This window comes from Moheibacter stercoris, assembly GCF_040545805.1.
Classification (GTDB): domain Bacteria; phylum Bacteroidota; class Bacteroidia; order Flavobacteriales; family Weeksellaceae; genus Moheibacter; species Moheibacter stercoris.
On sequence record NZ_JBEPMO010000011.1, the window covers coordinates 44,178 to 59,865 of the forward strand.

General features: G+C 35.1%; 14 protein-coding genes. 10 read left to right on the forward strand and 4 right to left on the reverse strand.

Going from position 1 to position 15,688, the window contains the following annotated elements; genetic code table 11:
• Window positions 1-170: 170 nt before the first annotated feature.
• On the reverse strand, window positions 171-2,792 hold the full coding sequence (locus tag ABID46_RS09605) for a valine--tRNA ligase (RefSeq protein ID WP_354509488.1): 2,622 nt from the start codon (window positions 2,790-2,792) through the stop codon (window positions 171-173).
• A gap of 103 nt (window positions 2,793-2,895) precedes the next feature.
• Between ABID46_RS09605 and ABID46_RS09610 the strand changes: the two genes are divergently transcribed.
• From ABID46_RS09610 to ABID46_RS09625, 4 genes are all read left to right on the forward strand, one after another.
• Window positions 2,896-3,315, forward strand: coding sequence for a DUF1573 domain-containing protein (locus ABID46_RS09610; protein ID WP_354509490.1), 420 nt, complete (start codon window positions 2,896-2,898; stop codon window positions 3,313-3,315).
• A gap of 70 nt (window positions 3,316-3,385) precedes the next feature.
• Window positions 3,386-4,807, forward strand: coding sequence for an MATE family efflux transporter (locus ABID46_RS09615; protein ID WP_354509492.1), 1,422 nt, complete (start codon window positions 3,386-3,388; stop codon window positions 4,805-4,807).
• Window positions 4,779-5,012, forward strand: a complete 234-nt coding sequence (locus ABID46_RS09620) for a DUF8828 family protein (RefSeq protein ID WP_354509494.1) — start codon at window positions 4,779-4,781, stop codon at window positions 5,010-5,012. Before ABID46_RS09615 ends, ABID46_RS09620 begins: the two co-directional genes overlap by 29 nt.
• A 53-nt stretch (window positions 5,013-5,065) precedes the next feature.
• Window positions 5,066-6,853: an AMP-dependent synthetase/ligase gene (locus tag ABID46_RS09625; protein ID WP_354509496.1), complete on the forward strand. Its 1,788-nt coding sequence runs from the start codon at window positions 5,066-5,068 to the stop codon at window positions 6,851-6,853.
• A 171-nt stretch (window positions 6,854-7,024) separates the two neighbouring features.
• Here ABID46_RS09625 and ABID46_RS09630 read toward each other — a convergent pair whose 3' ends face one another.
• A complete protein-coding gene (locus tag ABID46_RS09630) occupies window positions 7,025-7,276 on the reverse strand; it encodes a type B 50S ribosomal protein L31 (RefSeq protein ID WP_354509498.1) in 252 nt (83 codons plus the stop codon).
• 249 nt (window positions 7,277-7,525) lie between these two features.
• On the opposite strand from ABID46_RS09630, the gene ABID46_RS09635 reads away from it, so the two are divergent.
• Window positions 7,526-8,905 (forward strand): hypothetical protein, encoded by a 1,380-nt coding sequence (locus ABID46_RS09635; RefSeq protein WP_354509500.1) that lies wholly within the window; start codon window positions 7,526-7,528, stop codon window positions 8,903-8,905.
• 76 nt (window positions 8,906-8,981) lie between these two features.
• Here ABID46_RS09635 and ABID46_RS09640 read toward each other — a convergent pair whose 3' ends face one another.
• Entirely contained in the window at window positions 8,982-10,067 is a 1,086-nt protein-coding gene (locus ABID46_RS09640) for a M42 family metallopeptidase (RefSeq protein ID WP_354509502.1), read from the reverse strand.
• A 61-nt stretch (window positions 10,068-10,128) separates the two neighbouring features.
• Between ABID46_RS09640 and ABID46_RS09645 the strand changes: the two genes are divergently transcribed.
• The 4 genes from ABID46_RS09645 (at window position 10,129) to ABID46_RS09660 (ending at window position 13,611) form a co-directional block, all read left to right on the forward strand.
• Window positions 10,129-10,758 carry a DUF4294 domain-containing protein gene (locus tag ABID46_RS09645; protein ID WP_354509504.1) on the forward strand — a complete coding sequence of 210 codons (630 nt, stop codon included), beginning with the start codon at window positions 10,129-10,131 and terminating at the stop codon, window positions 10,756-10,758.
• Window positions 10,759-10,830: 72 nt separating this feature from the next.
• Window positions 10,831-11,823, forward strand: coding sequence for a 6-phosphofructokinase (pfkA, locus tag ABID46_RS09650; protein ID WP_354509506.1), 993 nt, complete (start codon window positions 10,831-10,833; stop codon window positions 11,821-11,823).
• Between the two features lie 21 nt (window positions 11,824-11,844).
• Window positions 11,845-12,849: a type I glyceraldehyde-3-phosphate dehydrogenase gene (gene gap, locus ABID46_RS09655; protein WP_354509508.1), complete on the forward strand. Its 1,005-nt coding sequence runs from the start codon at window positions 11,845-11,847 to the stop codon at window positions 12,847-12,849.
• Window positions 12,850-13,020: 171 nt separating this feature from the next.
• Window positions 13,021-13,611: an RNA polymerase sigma factor gene (locus ABID46_RS09660; protein WP_354509510.1), complete on the forward strand. Its 591-nt coding sequence runs from the start codon at window positions 13,021-13,023 to the stop codon at window positions 13,609-13,611.
• 272 nt (window positions 13,612-13,883) lie between these two features.
• Here ABID46_RS09660 and ABID46_RS09665 read toward each other — a convergent pair whose 3' ends face one another.
• Complete coding sequence (locus tag ABID46_RS09665; RefSeq protein ID WP_354509512.1) at window positions 13,884-14,462, reverse strand: DUF937 domain-containing protein; 579 nt, start codon at window positions 14,460-14,462, stop codon at window positions 13,884-13,886.
• A gap of 121 nt (window positions 14,463-14,583) precedes the next feature.
• Here ABID46_RS09665 and ABID46_RS09670 point away from each other — a divergent pair, with 121 nt between their 5' ends.
• Window positions 14,584-15,618 carry a GyrI-like domain-containing protein gene (locus ABID46_RS09670; RefSeq protein ID WP_354509514.1) on the forward strand — a complete coding sequence of 345 codons (1,035 nt, stop codon included), beginning with the start codon at window positions 14,584-14,586 and terminating at the stop codon, window positions 15,616-15,618.
• Window positions 15,619-15,688 lie beyond the last annotated feature (70 nt).

Genomic DNA, 15,688 nt, shown 5'->3' on the forward strand with positions numbered 1-15,688 from the left:
ATTTTAAATAGAAGATTCTAAATTTTTCAATAATTTACAGCCTAATTTATTTGATTTTCAGCAATTATACGCCACTAAATTTCAGATAAATAGAAAGTCAAATTTTAAAATTTATTTCTAAAAAAAAATCCCTGACGAGCAGGGATTCTATTTTGTTTCAATTAAATGAATTAAGCAAAACTCTTCAATTGCTCCTCAATTTGAGCAATTTTCGCTACAGCATCTGCCTCTTTTTGTTTTTCAGCATTTACTACAGCTTCTGGAGCTCCACTCACAAATTTCTCATTGGATAATTTCTTGCGAACGGAATTTAAAAACCCTTCCAAATACTCTTTTTCCTTGGTTAATTTTTCCTTTTCAGCTTCCATATCAATGTTCTCATTCACTGGAATCATAAACTCAAAGGTTCCTACTCGGAAACTAAATCCTTTCTCAGGAAAATTTGACGTAAAGTGAAGCGTTACATTAGATAACTTTTCCACTGAATTACAATTCAAAGAATTAGCTGAATTTTCAACAGCAAATAATTCCAATTTCTCTTTTGGTGAAATTCCTTTTTCATTACGAATGGCTCTCACTCCTGAAATGGTTTCTGAAGTAACCTCAAATGCTTTTAAAATCGCTTCATCAAAATCTCCACCTTTTGGATATTCAGATACAATGATGGCATTTTCCTTCGTTCTTGGTTCGATCAATTGCCAAATTTCTTCCGTTAAGAATGGCATAAACGGATGCAATACTTTTAAACAGTCCTCTAAATAATTAACGGTTTTTTCAAAAGTCTTGCGATCAATTGGTTTTCCGAATTCAGGTTTTACCGCTTCCAAATACCATGAACAGAAATCATCCCAAATCAATTTGTAGGTAGACATCAAAACGTCAGAAATTCTGTATTTCTCATAATTTCCTTCCATTTCATCTAAAGTTGAATTGAATTTAGACTGGAACCAATTCATGGCAAATTCAGACGATTCAGGTGTTTCCAAATTCTCATCAATTTCCCATCCTTTGATCAAACGGAATGCATTCCAAATTTTATTGGCGAAATTTCTTCCTTGTAAACACAAATCGGTATCAAATGGTAAATCATTTCCTGCAGGTGCCGTTAACAACATCCCAACACGAACTCCATCTGCTCCATATTCTTGGATCAATTCCAATGGATCTGGAGAATTCCCCAAAGATTTTGACATTTTACGACCTTGTTTGTCGCGAACCAATCCGGTGAAATATACATTTTCAAACGGCATCTCGTTGCGGTATTCGTATCCGGCCATAATCATTCTAGCCACCCAGAAGAAAATAATATCGGGACCTGTTACCAAATCTTGTGTCGGATAATAATATTGAATCTCTTCGTTTTCAGGCTCATTGATTCCATTGAAAACCGAAATCGGCCATAACCAAGAAGAAAACCATGTATCCAAAGCATCTTCGTCTTGTCGTAAATCATCTTCTGTCAAGACCAAATTACGTTCTCTCGCAATAATCTCAAGTGCTTCTTGTTTGTTCAAAGCCACTACGAAATCTTCGTTTCCTTCTCCGTAATAATAAGCTGGAATTTGATGTCCCCACCACAATTGACGAGAAATGTTCCAATCATGAACATTTTCCATCCAGTGTTTGTAGGTGTTTTTGAATTTCGCTGGATGAAACTGAATCGAATCATCCATCACATAATCCAAAGCTGGTTTTGCCAATTCTTTCATACGTAAGAACCATTGAACCGATAGTTTCGGCTCAATCACAACGCCCGTACGTTCAGAAGTTCCAACTTTGTTGGTATAATTTTCTACTTTTTCCAAAAGTCCTTTGGCATCCAATTCAATTTCGATTTCTTTGCGAACTTTAAATCTGTCCATACCTGCATAATGCAAAGCATGCTGATTCAAGGTTGCATCATCATTAATCGAATCAATGATTTCCAAATTATGTTTTTTTCCTAATTCATAATCGTTGGTATCATGAGCAGGGGTAACTTTTAAACAACCAGTTCCAAATTCGATATCCACATATTCATCTTCAATAATGGGAATAGAACGATTGGCAATCGGAACAATCACACGTTTTCCTTTCAAAAACGAATAACGATCATCATTTGGATTGATACAAACTGCCGTATCACCAAAAATGGTTTCAGGACGCGTGGTTGCCACCACAATATATTCGTCCGAACCTTCAATCATATAGCGCAAGAAATACAATTTCCCTTGCTTTTCTTTGAAAATTACTTCTTCATCTGAAATATTGGTTTTCGCCTCTGGATCCCAATTGACCATACGATAACCACGATAAATCATTCCTTTGTTGTATAAATCCACAAAAACTTTTGTTACAGATTCAGACAAATCTGGATCCATGGTAAATTTTGTACGGTTCCAATCGCAAGAACAACCTAGGGTTTTTAATTGCTCCAAAATGATTCCGCCATGCTTATGCGTCCATTCCCAAGCATGTTCCAAAAATTTCTCTCTTCCGATTTCAAATTTTGAAACACCTTCTTCTTTCAACTTGGCTACAACTTTAGCTTCAGTAGCAATCGAAGCATGATCGGTACCAGGAACCCAACAAGCATTGAAACCCATCATGCGAGCACGACGGATCAATACATCTTGAATGGTATTATTCAACATATGTCCCATATGAAGAACCCCTGTGACGTTTGGTGGAGGAATTACAATAGTATATGCTTTTCTTTGGTCTGGAGTCGAGAAAAAATATTCGTTTTTCATCCAGTATTCGTACCATTTACTTTCTACTTCCGCAGGATTGTATTTCGTTTGTAATTCCATTTTTATTTGGTATGTTATTTGAATATATCGTTTGCAAATTTAACACTAGATTTAAGTTAATTTGGTTTTATTTTATAATTTTGTTTAATAAAATTACATCGTAATGAAAAAATTATTTATGATTGGTGCTTTTTTAATAGGGGGATTTAGCCTTTCATTAGCACAAGAAATTGAACTTAGCGAATCAAACGTTGATTTAGGAAATATCGCTTATGGCGGAAAAGCTGTGACAACCATTCAAGTAAAAAACACGGGAACAAAACCGTTGGTAATTTCAAAAGCAGATGCTTCTTGTGGGTGTACAGTACCTAAAGTTCCAAAAGATCCGATTATGCCAGGAAAATCTGCTGATATGACGATTGAATATACCACTACAACAAAGCCAGGAGCTTTTAATAAAACAGTTACCATCAATTCTAATGCCATTACAGAAGGTCGTAAGATTTTCCGTATCAAAGGTGTAGTTGCTGATAATCCTAATGCTCCTAAGGCAGCTCCAGCTGCTGCTTCGGTAAAAAAATAAATTGACTATCAATACTTGAAAAATCCTTCAATGTATTGGAGGATTTTTTTTGTTAAAAAAAATTAGAGATTTGACCTACAAAGAACATTTCAGAAAGAATCTAAAACTTGCAGTACCCGTGATGATTACCCAAGCTGGCCAAATTATGGTCAATTTGGTTGATAACTTTATGGTGGGTGGTCTAGGTGGAAAATATGATTATATCGTTGATGATCAATTAGGGAAAACAGCTCTTGGTGCGGTATCCTTAGGAAATGCTGTATTTGTAACAGCATTGGTTTTGGCATTTGGATTTAGTTTTGCTATTTCTCCACTCGTTGCAGCAGCAGATGCCGGAAAAGATAAAAAAGGTGCAGCAAAAATTTTCTCACATGGTTTTGTTCTAAACCTTTCATTGGCAATTATTCTCTTGGTAATATTAGAGAGTATACGACCTCTCCTCTATTATATGGGACAACCAAAAGATGTCATAGACATGGCCATTCCATTTCTATCCATTATGGCTTGGTCCCTTATTCCAATTATGATTTTTCAATCCTTCCGACAATTTTCAGAAGGTTTATCTTTAACTATACCGGTAACGGTTGCCACTATCATAGGAAATTTGGTTAATGTGGCGATGAATTATGGTTGGATTTACGGTTATTGGGGATTTCCAAGATTGGAAGTAGAAGGAGCTGGATGGGGAACCTTCGTTGCACGAATCAGTATGGTTATAGTTTTGGTTGTAACTCTATTGAATTTCAAAAAAACGAGAGAATATTTAAAGGAAGTGAATTTCAAAAAATTTGAAAAAGCCATCTTTGCCAAAATCTCCAAAATGGGCATTCCAACTGCTTTAACATCCTTCTTTGAAGTAACAGCTTTCACCATCGCAGCATTTGTTTGTGGGTACGCGCTAACACAAGATGCCATTGGTTTGCATGACGCAAAAGTCAATTTAGCAGCCCATCAAATCGCCATAAGTTTGGCTTCCACTACATTTATGATGTGTATGGGGTTGGGCGTTGCAGCAACGGTGAGAGTCGGATACCAAAATGGCCTAAAGGATTATGTAACCTTACGACAAGCTGGACTTTCAGCAATATACATGGTCATTGGATTTATGATTGTGTTTGGAATTGGGATGGTTTTGTTACGCTACCAGCTTCCAACTTTCTATTTGGATAATCAAGAAGTAATCAATCTCGCCGCACAATTATTAATCATTGCATCGTTGTTTCAATTATCAGATGGCATTCAATTGGTCGTTCTTGGAGCCTTAAGAGGCATGCAAGATGTAGTAATTCCTTCTATAATTACATTCATTTCTTATTGGCTGATTGCGATACCATTAGGAATTTTACTTGCCATTTATTTCGAATGGAAAGCATATGGTATGTGGATTGGTTTACTTATTGGTTTGACGATTGCAGCAATTATGTTACTTTTACGCTTTCACAATCAAACAAAAAAATTAATAAATGGAAGCACCAAAGTTTTTAATAGCTGACAATTCTGAGTTTCCCGATAAACTTTTTATTTTACATACCGATTTCCCAAGATTTCTTTTAGATGTTGAAACGGAAGACATTGAATGGTTCGACGAATTGGAAGATGATCCAGATGTAGAATTGGAAACCGAAATCGCAGAACTTCTAGAACTTGCTTATGAATTTTTTGACAAAGAAATGGATTCCTACGAAGGGGAAGAATAATCTTTGAAACAAACTATTTTTTTACTAATTTGTACAAGTTTTAGATACATTATATGAAAATAACACGTTTATTCGATTTTTTAGATTATCAACTTAAAAATTCTCCTAGACCCGATTGTTTGGTTACAAAACGTCATGGAGAATGGATCAATACATCTACAGAAGAATTCGTCAATAAAGCAAATGCCATCAGTAGAGGATTCCTAAATTTAGGAGTTAAACATGGCGACAAAATTGCTATTTCCACTACAACCAATCGAACAGAATGGAATTTATTGGATATCGGTTTGCAACAAATAGGTTGTATAAGTGTACCTGTATATCCAACGATTTCACCCGCAGATTATGCTTATATTTTCAATGATTCAGAAGTGAAATTTGCTTTTGTTTCAGACGCTGAATTATTCCAAAAAATTCAATCCATCAAGGATCAAGTTCCTTCATTGGTTTCTGTCTATACGTTTGACAAAGTAGATGGTGCTCCCAATATGAATGAAATTCTGGACTTAGGTTCAGACGCAGGAAATCAGCATGAAGTGGAGGCAGTAAAAGAGCAGGTGAAACCAGAAGATTTAGTGACAATAATCTATACTTCTGGAACTACTGGAAAACCAAAGGGTGTTATGCTAAGCCACAACAATATTGTTTCAGATGTATTAAATAGTGATCCGCGCGTACCTAAATTCCCATCAGAAAAACCAAAAGCATTAAGTTTCTTGCCTGTTTGTCATATTTTCGAACGTATGTTGTTGTATTTGTACATCTACAATGGTATCGGAATTTACTATGCTGAAAATATGGAAACCATTGGTGACAACTTAAAAGAAGTTCATCCAGACGTGATGACAGTTGTTCCAAGGTTGGTTGAAAAAGTTTACGCAAAAATTTACGACAAAGGAGCTTCTGCTGGAGGAATCAAAACCAAAATTTTCATGTGGGCTCTTGGCTTGGTTGAAAATTACGAACCTTTTGGAGAACAAAGTTTCATTTGGAAATTGAAACATAAAATTGCAGATGCCATCGTCTTTAAAAAATGGCGAGAAGGTGTCGGAGGAAACTTAACCTGCATGGTTTCTGGAAGTGCTGCCCTTTCTCCTCGATTGAATCGAATGTTTTGGGGTGCTGGAATTCCGATTTTAGAAGGATATGGTTTAACTGAAACTTCTCCTGTAATTTCCGTCAATTCGATGGATAAAGATGGATTCGGAATTGGAATGGTTGGGAAACCAATTTCCAATGTGGAAGTTAAATTAGCCGAAGATGGAGAAATCCTTGTAAAAGGACCAAACGTCATGATGGGCTACTACAACAATCCAGAAATGACCAAAGAAGTGATGACCGAAGATGGATATTTCAAAACGGGAGATATTGGGATTTTCGTCAATGGAAATTTAAAAATCACCGACCGTAAAAAAGAAATTTTCAAAACTTCTGGCGGAAAATACATCGCTCCACAAAATATCGAGAACGACTTCAAACAATCTCGATTCATTGAACAAATCATGGTAGTTGGTGAAAACGAGAAAATGCCATGTGCCATTCTTCAACCAAGTTTCGAAAATATCGAAGCATGGGCAAAAGCTGAAAATATTACTTTGCCTTCTTCTCGAGAAGAATTAGTAAAAAATGCTGAAGTAAATGAATTAATTCAAAAAGACATCAGTCAATACAACAAATCGCTGGGGCATTGGGAACAAATCAAAATGTTCAAATTAACTCCAACGGAATGGACAATTGATGGAGGAGAATTGACACCCACTCTAAAATTGAAACGTAAAGTCGTTTTGGAGAAATACAAAGATTTATACAAAGAAATGTACGGAAGATTTCCTGGAGAATAACATCAACCTACATTCAAATCAAATAGTCTCGTCATGAAAATGGCGAGATTTTTTATGCTTAAAAGATTGGAATGTAAATTTTAAGAATCTAATTTGACCTATATACATGCAGAAAAAGTCCCGAAATTTCTTTCGGGACTTATAATCTTAAATTATGAACAAATTAAAATTTTATTTTTTGAATTTCGCGTATTTGTTTTTAAACTTGTCAATACGTCCTGCCGTATCAACCAATTTAACTTTCCCTGTATAAAAAGGGTGAGAACTACTTGAAATCTCCATTTTTACCAACGGATATTCTACACCATCAACTTCAATTGTATCCTTAGTGTCAGCAGCTGAACGAGTGATAAATACTTCTTCATTACTCATATCTTTGAACGCTACTAAACGATAATTTTCTGGATGAATTCCTTTTTTCATGCGAATATTTTTTTCTATTTTTAAATCCCTTTCCTAGTGAAACCCTTTTCATTTCCACATCAAAAAGGTGTAAATTTTTCTTCCTTATTTGAGTGTGCAAAGATAGATAATTTTTAAAAACAAAAAACTTTTTCTTTAATTTATTTAGGTTAATCCAAGAAATTTACGAATTCAATAAATTCATTCTTTAAACGTTCTATTTGTACATTCTATAGATTTACTTAGTTTTGTTCCTTAAAACTTCTTTGTATGAAAATACGTAACCTGATTGTAATGAGTTTCATCGCCTTAATTATTGGATTGGCTTCTTGCCGAGATGATTTTGATTTTGATGTAGCTTCCAATAATTTAGAATTCTCAAAAGACACCTTGGATTTAGATACGATTTTCAATCACACGAATTCGCAAACCTATAAACTAACAATTCACAACAAAGAAAACAAAGACATCCAAGTTCCTAGGATTTCCTTAGCAAGAGGAGAATCTTCTTTTTACAAAATCAATGTAGATGGAATGTCGGGTACCGAATTTGAAAATGTTGCCATCCGATCCAAAGACAGTATTTTTATTTTCGTAGAAATTGCCGCAGGAAATGTTGAATCCAATGCTTTGTACGAAGATGAAATCAAATTTCAAACTTCTAGTGGTGAACAACACATCAAACTTCTCTCCTATTTAGAAAGAGCTCAATTCTACAATACCAATTTAGAGTCAAACTTTGATTTGGGCAATGTGAATTGGGACAACCAATATGCGAGAGTGATTTTTGGAGATGTAAAAGCGAACAATGTTTCGATTTCAGCTGGAACACGAATCTATTTTCATGACAATGCAAGCTTGACGATTAATGGAACCTTGAATGTTGAAGGAAACATCAATCAAAAAGTAGTTTTCAGAACCGATCGTCACGATGAATATTCTGAATCTCTTCCAAAAACATGGAATAAAATTGTTTTAAAATCCAATGATCCCAACGCACAATCAACCGTTAATTACGCCTACTTCAAAGGGATGAATGAAGGAATTATTGTCGAAAATTCAAAATTGGACATCAACAACTCTTATATCTACAACAATGAAAAATTTGGTTTAAGAGGTTATGGCGCAACCATCAACGGCCGAAATTTAGTAATCGCACAAAGTGATCAAGCTGCTTTGGGTCTTGAAGGTGGATGGTACGATTTCAGACATTGTACGATTGCGAATTATTTTGGAATTGGTTCTGGTTCTGGAATGAATTACGCCATCATCTTAAGCAACGATGGTTCTGCTTTGAATCTAGCAAATTTTTACAACAATGTAATCTTTAGCAGCCACCAAGATGCTGTTGCGTTTGACAACGTTGGAGGAAGTTTCAACCATGATTTCAAACACAATGTTTTGAAAAACAATTCAGGAACCCTAACTTTTGATGCATCCAATAAAAATGTGGATCCTTTATTTGTCGCTACAGATTACGATGAAAACGATTTCCGTTTATTATTGGAGTCAGAAGCAGTTGGTGTTCCAAATGCAACCTATAACACAGGAATTGGTGTATTAGCATTGGATATCTTAGGAGCGCCTCGAAATGCGCCTTTGACTGCTGGAGCTTATCAAGTTTTGGTTGATCCCAATACCTTAGATTAAGAATTCAATTTATACAAACATAAAAAAACGCAGAACTTAAAAGCTCTGCGTTTTTTGTTTCCGCTATGATTTCAACTTAATAATATTTAAAATCATGGTTGTTCTTTATGTTTTTAAGAGTTTCATACATCAATTTGGTAGCATTTTCCACATCATTCTTATGAACCATTTCTACCGTAGTATGCATATAACGCAATGGCAAAGAAATCAAAGCCGATGGCACTCCCCCATTACTGTAGGCAAATGCATCGGTATCGGTTCCCGTCACACGACTACTCACTGCGCGTTGAAAAGGAATTTTACTTTTCTCTGCCGTTTCAATGATCAATTCTCTTAAATTATTTTGTACAGCAGGCGAATACGTAATAACGGGTCCGTCACCACAATTCAATTCACCATCTTTTGCTTTGCTCATTTTTGGCGTAGATGTATCATGGGTAACATCGGTTACGATTGCTACATCGGGTTGTATGGTTTGGGTAATCATTTCTGCTCCTCTTAATCCAACTTCTTCCTGAACAGAATTGGTAAAATAAACCCCAAAATCAATTTTATCTTTGTTTTCATGAAGCAATCTTGCGACTTCGGCCACCATAAAACCACCAATACGATTGTCCAAGGCGCGACAAACAAAATAATTCTCATTCAAAACCATAAACTGATCAGGATAAGTAACCACACAGCCAACATGAACACCCAATTTTTCTAATTCTTCTTTGGAACTCACGCCACAATCAATCCAAATGGTATCCAATCTTGGCGCTTCGTCTTTCTCATGAATTCGGGTATGAATAGCTGGCCAACCAAATACTCCTTGAACGATTCCTTTTTTCGTATGAATGTTCACTCGTTTAGAAGGTGCAATAACAGCATCGGAACCACCATTACGAACGACGTAGATCATTCCTTCTTTTGTAATGTAATTGACATACCAAGAAATTTCATCGGCATGTGCTTCGACTACAACTTTAAACTTTGCCTTTGGATTGATAATTCCATAAGCAGTTCCATAATGATCAGATCGGATTTCATCTACATAAGGCGCAATGTATTTCGTCCATATCAATTGACCTTCTGTTTCATATCCGGTGGGTGATGTAGCATTTAAATAAGTCTCTAAGAAATCCATTGATTTCTTGGTATAAAATTTAGTTTTTGACATTTCAATATGAATTTCCGTAAAAGTAATTAATTTTAGGAACAATATTTGATAACCTGCCCATATGCATTGGAAACTATTTTTAATACTGTTAACCGCTTTTACCTTTGTTGTTGGACAAGAAACAGAAAAAGAAAAAGAACTAAAACAAGAATTATCGGAAATGGACAACATAGAAACCGGTGATCTTGTTATTTTCGACACCATCGAACTCCACAACGCCGATGTCCTGCATTTGCAATTGAAAACGGACATGGAGAAAAAATACTATTTATGGTTACGTAAAAGGGTACGTGATGTATGGCCATACGTTAAAATTGCGGTTGAAGAGTATAATTCCATTCAAGATACTGCACAATATTTGAGTAAAAATCAACGTAAATCCTATATCAAAGAGCGCCAAAAAATTCTGGCCGATCAATTTGAAAACAAACTAAAAGATCTATCGCTTTCTCGCGGACAGATTTTGATTAAACTTATTCATAGAGAAACAGATTTCACTGCCTTTGAAATCATCAAACAGCTTCGAGGAGGAATGAATGCCTTTTTGTGGAATTCAGCTGGAGGGGCTTTTAATTTGGATTTAAAAACCAAATTTGATCCGCATAAAACCCGAGAAGATTTATACATCGAAGTGATTTTAAAGAAAGATTTTGCGTCGGGTAGATTGGAAAGAATCAAGGAATTTGATTAGAAATAAACTTTCCTCAATTTAGTTTCAAATTCACTTGTTGATGCTTATATTTGCACAAGAAAAATTTCGAATTTGACACAGCCAACCACAAGCATTCAAAAAATCGGAGTCCTAACATCAGGAGGAGATTCCCCTGGTATGAATTCTGCCATCCGCGCTGTCGTGAGAGCATGTGCGTACTACAACATCAAATGTGTCGGAATACGTCAAGGATATGAAGGTTTGATTCATAATCAAATGTCAGAATTAGGAGCTCGATCTGTCAAACATATCATTAACAAAGGAGGAACCTTTCTTCAAACCGCACGTTCCGAAGAATTCCGCACTCCAGAAGGTCGACAAAAAGCATTTGATCATTTTAAGAAAAATGAATTGGATGCTTTAATTGTTATTGGTGGTGATGGTTCCTTTACAGGTGCCAATGTTTTTCACAAGGAATTCAATGTTCCGTTTATTGGAATTCCAGGCACAATCGACAACGATATTTTTGGAACAGACTTTACCATTGGCTACGATACAGCCTTGAATACTTGTATTGAAGCAATTGATAAAATCCGTGATTCTGCAACTTCTCACAACCGTGTGTTTTTTGTAGAAGTCATGGGCCGTGACGCAGGTTTCATCGCGTTAAGCAGTGGAATTGCTTCTGGAGCTACCAATATTTTAATTCCCGAAGAAAAAGATAGCTTAGAGGAATTATTTGAATCCTTGCAAAAATCAGAACAAGCGGGTAAAAATTCTAGCATCATTGTGGTAGCTGAAGGCGAAGAATTGGGAAATGTTTACGATTTAGCCAAAGCCACAGAAAAAAGATTTCCAGAATATGATGTTCGAGTAACCGTTTTGGGGCACATTCAACGTGGGGGAAATCCAACCTGTATGGATCGTGTTTTGGCAAGTCGATTGGGTGTAGCTGCTGTGGAAGGGCTTTTGGAGAATAAAACCAATGTGATGGCAGGTTCCAGAGCCAATAAAATTGTGTATACTCCCATTGAAGAGGCAATCAAAAAACACAATGAAATAGACAAAGAATTAATAAAAGTCGCTAAAATTTTAGCAATATAATAACCTTTAAAAAATCAAATAATGTCAACAATCAAAGTAGGAATTAACGGTTTTGGACGAATTGGAAGCCTTGTTTTCGGTGCAATGCTTGAAAGAGACAACGTAGAAGTTGTGGCAATCAATGACTTGATCGACGCAAACTATATGGCATACATGATTAAGTATGATTCAGTTCACGGTGGTTTCAAAGGAGAAGTGAAAGTAGAAGGAAACAATTTAGTAGTAAACGGAAAAACAATCCGTGTTACTTCTGAAAGAGATCCAAACAACTTGAAATGGGACGAAGTGGGTGCTGAATATATCGTTGAATCAACTGGTTTATTCTTATCAAAAGACACAGCTCAAGCGCACATCAATGCAGGAGCAAAAAAAGTAATCCTTTCTGCACCATCCAAAGATGATACTCCAATGTTCGTAATGGGAGTTAATCACATGGAATTGACAGATGATATCAAAATTTTCTCCAATGCTTCTTGTACAACGAACTGTTTGGCTCCATTGGCTAAAGTTATTCATGACAACTTCGGAATCGTAGAAGGATTGATGACAACTGTACATGCTACAACAGCTACTCAAAGAACAGTTGACGGACCTTCAGCAAAAGATTGGAGAGGTGGACGTTCTGCTTTGTTGAACATTATCCCTTCTTCTACTGGTGCTGCAAAAGCAGTAGGTAAAGTAATTCCTTCATTGAATGGTAAATTAACGGGTATGTCTTTCCGCGTTCCAACTGCTGACGTATCAGTTGTTGACTTAACCGTTCGCTTGGAAAAAGGAACTACCTATGATGAAATCTGTGCTGCTATCAAAAATGCTTCAGAAGGAGATTTGAAAGGAATTTTAGGATATACAGAAGATTTAGTGGTTTCTCAAGATTTCATTGGAGATAAAAGAACTTCTATTTTCGACAAAGACGCTGGTATCATGTTATCACCAAACTTTGTAAAATTGGTTTCTTGGTATGACAATGAAATGGGATATTCTAACAAATTAACCGATATGTTAATCCATTCTGCTTCTTTATAAGAATCTAGATTTTTCATAATTTCAAAAGCTGCAATCAAAAATATTGCAGCTTTTTTTTATGAAATAAATCATCATTTCATGAAATATTTCTATATTTGTTTTTAGTAACATTAACAATTCACGCCTATAGATAGAATTTTATCCTTTTTAACACAAGTAAAAATTGAGGATATGGAGTTCATAGATGATTCTAAATTGGTTGATTCCTATGTAATGGGAAATGAATCAGCTTTGGCAGAATTAATTGATAGGCACAAAAATAAAGTTTACGGCTTTATTTTTTCCAAAGTACTAGACAAATCAATAGCAGAAGATATTTTCCAAGATACATTTGTAAAGGTGATTTTAACACTCAAAGAAGGAAAATATAGCGAAGAAGGTAAATTCCTACCTTGGGTAATGCGTATTGCACATAATTTATCAATCGATTATTTTCGAAATAAAACAAGAATGCCTATCATAGGCGAAACTTTTGTTGATGAAGACTTTAGCATATTTGATTTCTTAGCAGATCCAGAAGACTGTTCCGAAACCAAAATCATCAAATTGCAAATTGAAGAGGAATTACGATTAATCATTCAATATTTACCAGACGATCAACGTGAGGTCTTGCAATTAAGAATTTTCAAAGGCTTAAGTTTCAAAGAAATTGCCGAGGAAACAGATGTTAGCATTAATACAGCTTTGGGAAGAATGCGTTATGCGCTCATTAATTTGCGAAAAGTAATTGAAGAGAAGAATATAACTTTAACATTAGTTTAACTATTTTCAAGAGTTTTATAAGCAATAAAGAATTGATGTTATGCGTTTTAGCTTAAAATAACATTAATTCGTTGTCTATGAAACACAATTACTATTTTACTGGTGAAAAGTTATCACCTAAAAAAACTACAATTCAAAATATTTTAAATTTTTCAAAAACATTATCAGTTATTAGGAGTGGTGTCTTGAATGAGAAGGTTATTTTATTCAAGAATTAAAAAAAAGGGGAAGAATTCAAAAAATTCTTCCCCTTTTCGTTTCTTATTGCACTATTATTTTTTGAAAAATCCTCCCAAAAAGTCCATTGCATCATCGATAGCACTACCATCACCATCGCGATCCAATAATTTTTCAATGGTACTCATTTCACGTTGATTAGTTTGTGAAGCACCGCTAACCAAACCTCCTAAAAGTCCAGTCAATCCACCAGCATCCATACCATTTTGTCTCTTTTCTTTTCCTAAATAGCCCATAACAATAGGTGCTATCATTGCCAAAATAGAAGCAATTTGAGAAGCATTCAACCCTGTTGATTTTCCGATTGCATTTTCAACTTGTCCTTGGCGATTTCCCAATACATGGTTCAAGATGCTCGCACCATCAGAAAAATTTCCTCCGCTGAAAAAACCCCCTAAATTATCTAAAATACTACCGTCATGATCTCTATCTATTGCATTGGAAATATTTTGTGCGTCGCCAGAACTTGCGTTTTTATTTAATGCCGTCAACAAAAATGGAACTGCGGCTGCAATTGCCATTTGTGCTTGTTCGTTTTTAATTCCTAATTGATTAACTACTCCGTTAACCATTTGTTGCCCCATTGGGCCTTGTAATAAACTTGAAATGTCCATTGATTATTCGTTTTTAATTTATAGTTGACTAAAGGTTATGTCAAATATAAGATTAAATATTAATTGTCGTATTCTAGAACGAATTTTATAATTTTGTTAAAATTTTAACCCTAAAACCATAATGAAACGTATAGCCCAACTTTTAATTTTACTCATTATTGCCCTTTTGGTAATTCCTTTATTTCTACCCAACAAAATTCAGGCAACTAGTGAAAAAGAAATCAATATGCCAATCGGAGTCGTATTTGACGAATTCAATAATCTTTATAAATTTTCAAAATGGGAAACCATAACTGAAGCCGATTCTCTAGATCAAAAAGAATTCTATGCACCTTATCAAGGTCAAGGAGCTGGATACAAATGGTCCAGAGACACGATTATTCTTGGGGAATTTACCATTATAAAATCAGATGATGATAAATTGATCGAATACGAAGTAGATGGTTTCAAATTGGGAAAAAAATCCTTCATGAAAACAGACTTCACCTCTGTTTCAGATTCTAAGACAAAGGTAAATTGGTCCATTGAAAGTGAAGAAATTGGGTATTTCTCACGTTATTTTAGCTATTTTACTACAAAAAATTTGAACGAAAAATTGAGTTCAAGTTTGGATAATCTTGCCAAAACTATTGAAGGACAAATTTTAACAAACGAACAAGCGGGAGATTTAGATCCAAACGAAATTCGAATTGAAAAATTTGAAGGTCAAAAGTTGATTACCGTTGTGAACGAAACTTCCCTTGAACAAGAAGAAATCAAAACCGCAACAGAAGAATCATTTGGTTTATTGTATAGCTATTTGACCGATCACTTGAAAGTCAAACAATCCGATTTGAGTAATCCTATTTCTTACTATGATTTCTATGATTTGGGAACCAAAAAAGCAAAATTCCGTTGCGGATACGGCATCAAAGAATCGGTTCAATTGGGAGAAGGAATGGAATTGTATTCTATCCCAGCAAATGAAACACTTGTAGCGCTACACAAAGGTAGTTACAAGGAAATTTCAAGTTTAATCGAAAAGATGAAATCTTACGCCAAAACCAATCAATTGAATTTAAGTAATTCGTTTTGGTTAGAATATTTAAATGACCCTGAAATCGTGAAAAACGAGGCTGAATATTTAACCAAAATTTATATTCCGATTAAAAAATAAAATAAAGACTGTCATTTCATGGCAGTTTTTTTTTGCCATGATTTTACCGTAAATTTGCCCCTTGATTTGG